Annotated in this window: 9 protein-coding genes; 7 read left to right on the top strand and 2 right to left on the bottom strand. The window is 32.9% G+C overall.

All coding sequences use genetic code 11. The features are described from left to right. Positions 1-6 precede the first annotated feature (6 nt). The 4 genes from Z053_RS0124195 to Z053_RS0124210 all read left to right on the top strand — a co-directional run bounded on the left by Z053_RS0124195 (position 7) and on the right by Z053_RS0124210 (position 3,065). Positions 7-642, top strand: a complete 636-nt coding sequence (locus Z053_RS0124195) for an LON peptidase substrate-binding domain-containing protein (protein ID WP_025667546.1) — start codon at positions 7-9, stop codon at positions 640-642. A 152-nt stretch (positions 643-794) separates the two neighbouring features. After that, positions 795-1,988 (top strand): ADP-forming succinate--CoA ligase subunit beta, encoded by a 1,194-nt coding sequence (sucC, locus tag Z053_RS0124200; protein WP_025667547.1) that lies wholly within the window; start codon positions 795-797, stop codon positions 1,986-1,988. An 87-nt stretch (positions 1,989-2,075) separates the two neighbouring features. Continuing rightward, the gene (locus tag Z053_RS0124205) at positions 2,076-2,582 is read left to right on the top strand and encodes a cupin domain-containing protein (protein ID WP_025667548.1); all 507 of its coding nucleotides are present in this window, start codon (positions 2,076-2,078) and stop codon (positions 2,580-2,582) included. 150 nt (positions 2,583-2,732) lie between these two features. After that, positions 2,733-3,065: a hypothetical protein gene (locus Z053_RS0124210; protein WP_025667549.1), complete on the top strand. Its 333-nt coding sequence runs from the start codon at positions 2,733-2,735 to the stop codon at positions 3,063-3,065. A gap of 90 nt (positions 3,066-3,155) precedes the next feature. Here the strand turns inward: Z053_RS0124210 and Z053_RS0124215 are convergent, their stop codons facing one another. Further along, complete coding sequence (locus Z053_RS0124215; protein WP_025667550.1) at positions 3,156-4,760, bottom strand: class I SAM-dependent methyltransferase; 1,605 nt, start codon at positions 4,758-4,760, stop codon at positions 3,156-3,158. 79 nt (positions 4,761-4,839) lie between these two features. After that, positions 4,840-5,106: a DUF1456 family protein gene (locus Z053_RS0124220; protein ID WP_025667551.1), complete on the bottom strand. Its 267-nt coding sequence runs from the start codon at positions 5,104-5,106 to the stop codon at positions 4,840-4,842. A 116-nt stretch (positions 5,107-5,222) separates the two neighbouring features. Between Z053_RS0124220 and Z053_RS0124225 the strand changes: the two genes are divergently transcribed. The 3 genes from Z053_RS0124225 (at position 5,223) to Z053_RS0124235 (ending at position 7,419) form a co-directional block, all read left to right on the top strand. Continuing rightward, positions 5,223-5,624 (top strand): hypothetical protein, encoded by a 402-nt coding sequence (locus tag Z053_RS0124225; protein ID WP_025667552.1) that lies wholly within the window; start codon positions 5,223-5,225, stop codon positions 5,622-5,624. 304 nt (positions 5,625-5,928) lie between these two features. Next, the gene (locus Z053_RS0124230; RefSeq protein ID WP_025667553.1) at positions 5,929-6,366 is read left to right on the top strand and encodes an Hsp20/alpha crystallin family protein; all 438 of its coding nucleotides are present in this window, start codon (positions 5,929-5,931) and stop codon (positions 6,364-6,366) included. A gap of 198 nt (positions 6,367-6,564) precedes the next feature. After that, entirely contained in the window at positions 6,565-7,419 is an 855-nt protein-coding gene (locus Z053_RS0124235; RefSeq protein WP_025667554.1) for an SPFH domain-containing protein, read from the top strand. Positions 7,420-7,543: the final 124 nt, after the last annotated feature.

Genomic DNA, 7,543 nt, shown 5'->3' on the forward strand with positions numbered 1-7,543 from the left:
AAAAATATGTTACCTCTTTTTCCATTACAAACCGTTGTTTATCCTAAGGAGCGATTGTCTTTACATATTTTTGAAAAAAGGTATCAGCAATTAATTAATGATTGTGAAGAAGAAGGGATTTTATTTGGTATACCTACGTATGTTGATGAAAAATTAGAATATGGTACAGAGGTAAAACTTCAAAAAATAGCTCAGAAATACCCGGGAGGAGAGAGTGATGTGATATGCGAAGGGACAAGAATTTTTAGAATCACAAACTTTTATCAGCAATTCCCTGGTAAGCTATACGCAGGAGGAGAGGTAGAATTTCTTAAGGATAATGATAGCAGTGAAGAAGAGTTGCAGGAAGAATTGCTTAAAAATATAGCTATTCTATATGTAGAATTAACGATAGATAACCCTCCTGTATTTGATATTCCCTTTGTTAGTTATCAGGTAGCACATAAAATAGGATTGGCTTTACATCAGGAATATCATTTATTGAAACTTCGGAATGAGGTAGAAAGGCTAAAATATTTGATTAGTCATCTTAAAAAAACAATCCCTGTGGTGAGAGAAATGAATAATGCCAAAAAAGCGATCAAAATGAATGGCCATTTTAAAAATTTCGACCCTTTAGATTTTGAGGATTTTAAACTGTAATGAATAAGAAGTGATCTTTACCTGTATTTACGCACTTTTTTAATGGACTAAGGTATAAAAAAGGGTTAGTTTTTTTTACTATAAAAAGATTGGCACAATAACTTCACTTTTCCTATTTTTGGAACTCCTAAAAAAGGCAAAAAAATAATAGTATGAACTTACACGAGTATCAGGGTAAAGAGATATTAAATAGCTTTGGCGTGCGTATACAGCGCGGTATTGTAGCACAGAATGCAAACGAAGCTGTAGCTGCGGCAAAACAACTTACTACAGAGACCGGAACAGAATGGTATGTAATTAAAGCGCAAGTTCACGCCGGTGGACGAGGAAAAGGTGGTGGAGTAAAACTTGCTAAAAACCTTAAGGAAGTAGAAGAGGTGGCAGAACAAATCATAGGAATGAATTTGATTACACCTCAAACTTCGGCAGAAGGTAAGAAAGTTCACCAGGTATTAGTTGCAGAAGATGTATATTATCCTGGGGATAGCGAACCGAATGAATTTTATATGTCGGTATTGCTAAATCGTACTTCTGGACGTAACATGATTATGTATTCTACAGAAGGTGGTATGGATATCGAAACTGTAGCAGAAGAAACTCCTCACTTAATTTTTACAGAAGAAATCGACCCAGCTGTTGGGTTACTTCCTTTTCAGGCAAGACGTGTTGCTTTCAATTTGGGATTAAGCGGAACTGCTTTTAAAGAAATGACCAAATTTGTAATGTCATTATATACAGCTTATGTTAAATCAGATGCATCTTTATTCGAGATAAACCCTGTTCTTAAAACAAGTGATGATAAAATTATGGCAGTAGATGCCAAGGTGACTTTGGATGATAATGCATTATACCGTCATAAGAACTATGTAGATATGCGTGATATCAGAGAGGAAAATGCAATCGAGGTTGAAGCAAAAGAAGTAGGACTTAATTATGTTGACCTTGATGGAAATGTTGGATGTATGGTAAATGGTGCTGGTCTTGCAATGGCTACAATGGATTTGATTAAGCAAGCAGGAGGAGAGCCGGCAAATTTCCTTGATGTAGGAGGTACTGCTGATGCAAAACGTGTAGAAACAGCATTTAGAATCATCCTTAAAGATCCAAATGTAAAAGCAATTTTAATCAATATTTTTGGTGGTATCGTTCGTTGTGATCGAGTAGCACAAGGAGTTGTAGATGCATATAAAAATATGGGTGATGCGATTAATGTGCCAATTATAGTTCGTTTGCAAGGTACTAATGCCGATATTGCAAAAGAACTAATTGACAATAGTGGATTAGATGTACAAAGTGCAGTGCAGTTTCAGGAAGCTGCTGATAAAGTACAGGCAGTATTAGCATAATAACTAATTAGATTTTAGTATATATTAGAAGCGATCATCAATAGGTCGCTTCTTTTTTTTATAAAAAACGCCTAAAATATAAATGCCATGAATACAAGGATAGAAAAAATAGTTCAGAAATTAGATATGAACCCACATCCCGAAGGTGGATTTTATAAAGAAACCTATAGAAGCGAAGGTGTTATTTCTCAACATGCTTTGGGTGAGAAATATAGCGGAGAACGTAATTATTGTACTGCTATTTACTTTCTTCTTACCTCAGACAATTTTTCGGCGTTTCATAAAATCAATCAGGATGAAATATGGCATTATTATGAAGGAGCTTCTTTGTTTGTGCATGTTATCGATTTAGAAGGAGAATATCATCGTTATTCTGTAGGTATGAATTTAGAAGAAGGAGAGCTACCTCAATTGGTAGTTCCTGCCGGTTGCTGGTTTGCTTCTAGTGTAAAAAAAGAAAATAGCTATTCTTTAGTAGGGTGTACAGTATCACCAGGTTTTGATTTCGATGATTTTGAATTGGCAGAAAGAAAAGACTTAATTCAGCAATTTTCAAAACACAAAGATATAATTACTCAGCTTACAAGAAATTAACACAAGAGCTGGGAAGCGCCTTTTTTAGGGGATTTCTATGTTAATTGCATTTAATCAATTTGTTAATCTGTGTTAAAAATTTATTCTTAGTGTAACAAATTTGGATAATCAATGGTCTTATAAGTATAAATCAATAAAAACGAATAGATCATGAAAAAATTGAATGTATTACTTTTGGCAGTTGCCTTCGCAGTAAGTAGTATCGCAAGTGCGAGTACTAATCCAACAAAAATAGAAAACGCTCTTAATAAAGAGATTAGAACGTTATTAAAGAAGCCATCTTTTAAAATTAAAAAAGAATTAACCGCCTACGTAACATTTACTTTAAATAGTAAAGGTGAAATCGTAGTATTATCTGTTGATTCTAAAAGTGAAAATTTAGATGGTTTTATTAAGAGTCGATTAAATTATAAAAAAGTAGGAACACAATATGGTTCTGAAGCTAAAGTATTCAAGATGCCCGTACGTATCGTAGAAGAATAAGATTGTAAAACATGTGAATGCATAAAAAGTCCCGGAAATCATCAGCCGGGATTTTTTTATTTTTCAATAGTACGGCTCCTTAACAGGGTATCATTTTCCAATAATATAATTAATACTTACTGTTGCCAGATCAGAATTCGGAAACTTAGAAAAGTATTTGTCATCACTTTTTAACCCTACTTCCTCAATTACTTTTAAAAAAGAATCGATCTCTAAAATATACTGATCAGAAAATCCATGCGTAGCATCATAGGCAGTAGCTGCAGTTTTGCCAAGGTTTTTAGCCGTTAATTCTGGAGATATCGTATGTAGTTCTATGACGATTAACCCGAATTTTTCAATATGAGGTCCCCATTTTTTAAAATGATCTTTTAAATTTCTTTCAACATCGCTATTAAGCAATCGTTTTCCTCGATAAGCAAATGCACCAGTAGATTCACTAGGAGTGTTCAGTTGTGAAATGGGATCGCTCCAGATCCTATTGTGATCTAGGAATGTTCTTACCGATAATAAATCTTTTAGTGCTATAGTATAGTTTTCTTTTAGGTCTTTTTCTAATAAATCAGGATCGCTAATATCTCCCCAGATAACTTTGGCCCATATGTCTGCCTGAATTAAATTAGCTCTGGTAACTTTTAAAGCTGCTTTATTATAATCTGCACCAACCAAAAACAAAGGGTAATCATCTAAGTGTTCACCGCGAAGTGTTTTGGATTCAATAACTTCAAAGAGGTGAATTAAAAAAGCACCATTACCACATCCCATATCCAGAATTCCTTTAGGTTGCTCATCCAGAGGCTTGTTAAACAGGCTAATAATGATTTCATCAATCTTTTTGAAATAGGTAGTGTGTGCTCCTCCGCTTCCCCATACATTCATTTCTCGATCTACGTGTATTTCGGTATCGCCCTGGGTATTCCATAGTACATTGGGATCACCAAATAATAAAGCATCCATTTGTCGAAACATGGGGATGTACGAAACAGTAACACCATAGGCAGAAGCCCTTTTTGCAAAAAATAATCCTTTATTGGTAAAAGTATAGTTACCATTTGATTTGCTAAACCAGCCCAGATAGCTTAAGAATGTAAGGATAGTGTTAAAGCTATCAGGAAACTTGTGGTATTCATCTGCGCTAAAAGATGCTTCCATAAAATATTTATGAAACATTCCGCCCATACCCAAATGTACTGTAGTTGGGCCGACTAAAATACCTTCAATATGCTTAAGGATTTGATCTTGGATTTGAGTAATTGTGCTATCTTTTTCAGAAGGTAGGCTAAAGCGGTTTTGATATTTTTTAAATAACTGTTCTAGTTTATGAAAAGGCTCTAATTCAAATTTTCTAGGATGAAATTTACCAGAATATTCCAATAGATTGACCACGTCTTCATATAGATGAAAATGATTAAAAGCCAATTCAGAAAGTGTATTGGTTTTTATGATTACATTATCTTTATTTACTTTGTAATCCAGCCAACCTTGAGCACTTAGTATTCGCAAAGCGACATTTAGATATCCTTCATTGGTCTTATGAGATGCTGCAATTTGTGAAACTGATGTTTCTTTATTGTTAATTAAATAATCGGTAATATTATTTTTATAAAGAGAATAAGCGACAGGCGCTACAGCAATTCCGTCTAAATGACAAAAAAGTTCTTCTCTAAATAATTGTTTTTCGGCTGCAGTAAGCATAGATACTTAAGTTGAATAATTGTTGAGTAAAAAATATTGGTCTCAACCAAATTAAGCATTTATTTTGAAGTAAAAAACGTTAGTTGGTGTTCTTATTTTTTGTAGTGTCTTTCTTTTTTTCGGGCATCGGACCTCTAAGATGAATAATTAGCCCATTTAAGAAATTGCGTAGTATTTGATCACCACATTCCATGTATTTTGGATGATTTTCATTTCTGAAAAATGCACCTAATTCGCTTTTAGTTACTTTAAAATCTACCAATGCACAGATTTTTACAATATCATCATCGCGTAATTTATGTGCAACCCTTAATTTTTTAAAAATATCATTATTTGTTAAACCCATACTGCAAAGGTATATTTTTTTGAATTGATAATGGGATTAAAATGAGAAGTTGAGTGTGAAAAATGTTGTACGAGTTTAGTTGAAAATTACTATTTTCGACAAAAAGTAATTGGTTTATGTATAGTAAAGAAGAGAAATTGAGTTTGCTTTCTGAAATGATACAGTTTGCTAAAGCAGATAAAAAATTTAAAGAACAAGAATATAATTTTATCCTGGTCATTGCATCGCAACTTAAGATAACAAAAGAAGAGGTGGATACTTTGATAGAAGAAGGGGGAGAAAAAAAGAACTTGCAACCCGAATCACAAAGAATTCTTCAATTTCATAGATTGGTGCTGCTCATGAATATAGATCAGGAAACTTCTCAATTAGAAATTCATAAGATAAAAGAAATAGGATTACATATGGGGCTTAGGCTAGAAGCCATTGATACAGTTCTTGAAAAAATGAATGAATACCCTAATAAGATTATTCCGCCAAAGGAATTGATCTCTATTTTCACACGTTTTTATAATTAACATAGTAAGCTTATGTGTGTACTGGTTTTGAAACCTATTTAAGCAATCAAACCAATATTCTAAAAATATAGAGATGACTCATCTATAATTAAGATGCTGTGCTCTCATGCTAAAAACCCGAAAGAAAATCCTTTCGGGTTTTTAATATTTAAGATGTTTTGTCACTCTTACAAAAGGATATTTTGACAAAATGTCATTAACTGAATATGATTTAATGACAAAATGTCGTTAAAATTAAAACGGAACCCAAATTGCTATATACTCATTGTAATTGAAATTTTGAATAACCTTAAAAAAATATACAATGAGTTTACTAAAAAAAACAGACAGATTACCTTTCCTTTTTGATGATTTCTTTACTACCGATTGGCTTGGTGGAACATCTAATATTAATAAAATTGGGGTAAATACTCCAGCAGTTAATGTTAAAGAAACAGATGAAGATTTTGTTGTAGAATTAGCTGCGCCAGGACTTACTAAAGAAGACTTTAGTATTGAACTGAATAACGATGTTCTTACTATTTCTTCAGAGAGCACATCAGAAAAAGAAACTAAAGATGAAAAAGGAAAGTACACGCGAAAAGAATTTGGATACAATGCATTTAAACGTTCATTTAGCTTACCAGAAGCAGTAAACGGTAACAAAATAGGAGCTTCATACGAAAACGGAGTGCTATTGGTAAAACTTCCTAAAAAAGAGGAAGCAAAAGTACAACCAAAAAGGTTGATTGAGATTTCATGATTTGATTGATTTGAGATTTAGTTAGTTAATGTTTCAAAAACACTCTTTAAAGTAAAGAGTGTTTTTGTTTTTTAATTCAAGTCTAAAATGAAATAACTCAACAAAGGTATTTTGATCACTTTAAATAGTTAATTTTTAGTCATTTCTAAGAATATTAAAAAAATATTTGTATTATTGTGATATCAAAATGATATTATTATGAAATACGAAAAAAATATAAAAGCAAGTAGTGGTTATCTAATGTTAGGTTTACTTTTATTAGTTGTAATGGCTATGGTTACTGGTTTGCTTCTAAGTGAAAACCCCTTATTTATAATTCTTATAATGGTAATATTGTTTATCATTAAAGGTTTTTTTATTGTAAACCCTAATAGTTCTAAAGTAATGGTGTTATTCGGGGCGTATAAAGGAACAGTAAAGAATAATGGTTTCTTTTGGGCAAATCCTTTTTATACCAGGCAAAGAATTTCTTTGAGGGCCAGAAACTTCTATAGCGAACGTGTAAAAGTGAATGATAAAATTGGTAATCCAATTTTGATTAATGTAATTTTGGTGTGGAAGGTATCAGATACATATAAAGCAGCTTTTGATGTTGATCAATACGAAGAGTTTGTAAGAGTACAGACAGATGCAGCCGTAAGAAAACTTGCGGGCTCTTATCCTTATGATAATTTTGCTGATGGACAACAGGAGGTAACATTGTTATCTGGTATGGATGAAGTAAATGAAGCTTTAGAAAATGAAATAACAGAGCGTTTGGCCATTGCAGGAATAGAAGTTCTTGAGGCCAGAATTGGATACCTGGCATATGCCCCAGAAATAGCAAGCTCAATGTTAAAAAGACAACAAGCAGTAGCTATCGTAGCAGCGCGTAAAAAAATAGTTGAAGGAGCTGTTGGTATGGTAGAAGATGCTTTAACCAAATTATCTGCAGATGATATCATAGATTTTGATGACGATAAGAAAGCATCTATGGTGAGTAATCTGATGGTTGTCTTGTGCGGTGATAAAGAAGCAACACCAGTAATTAATACTGGCACATTACATTCGTAATTTATGAGTAAGAAAAAATCATTTGTTCTTAGAATAGACCCAGAAACCTTTAAGTCGATTGAAAAATGGGCTGATGATGAGTTTCGAAGTGTTAATGGGCAACTAGAATGGATGATACATAAAA

The sequence above is a fragment of the Aquimarina megaterium XH134 genome (assembly GCF_000520975.1).
Lineage (GTDB): Bacteria > Bacteroidota > Bacteroidia > Flavobacteriales > Flavobacteriaceae > Aquimarina > Aquimarina megaterium.

Bases quoted from the DNA above. Each gene is read 5' to 3' on its own strand.
- Z053_RS0124195 (WP_025667546.1), top strand. From the start codon at position 7: ATGTTACCTCTTTTTCCATTACAAACCGTTGTTTATCCTAAGGAGCGA.
- sucC (WP_025667547.1), top strand. From the start codon at position 795: ATGAACTTACACGAGTATCAGGGTAAAGAGATATTAAATAGCTTTGGC.
- Z053_RS0124205 (WP_025667548.1), top strand. From the start codon at position 2,076: ATGAATACAAGGATAGAAAAAATAGTTCAGAAATTAGATATGAACCCA.
- Z053_RS0124210 (WP_025667549.1), top strand. From the start codon at position 2,733: ATGAAAAAATTGAATGTATTACTTTTGGCAGTTGCCTTCGCAGTAAGT.
- Z053_RS0124215 (WP_025667550.1), bottom strand. From the start codon at position 4,760: ATGCTTACTGCAGCCGAAAAACAATTATTTAGAGAAGAACTTTTTTGT.
- Z053_RS0124220 (WP_025667551.1), bottom strand. From the start codon at position 5,106: ATGGGTTTAACAAATAATGATATTTTTAAAAAATTAAGGGTTGCACAT.
- Z053_RS0124225 (WP_025667552.1), top strand. From the start codon at position 5,223: ATGTATAGTAAAGAAGAGAAATTGAGTTTGCTTTCTGAAATGATACAG.
- Z053_RS0124230 (WP_025667553.1), top strand. From the start codon at position 5,929: ATGAGTTTACTAAAAAAAACAGACAGATTACCTTTCCTTTTTGATGAT.
- Z053_RS0124235 (WP_025667554.1), top strand. From the start codon at position 6,565: ATGAAATACGAAAAAAATATAAAAGCAAGTAGTGGTTATCTAATGTTA.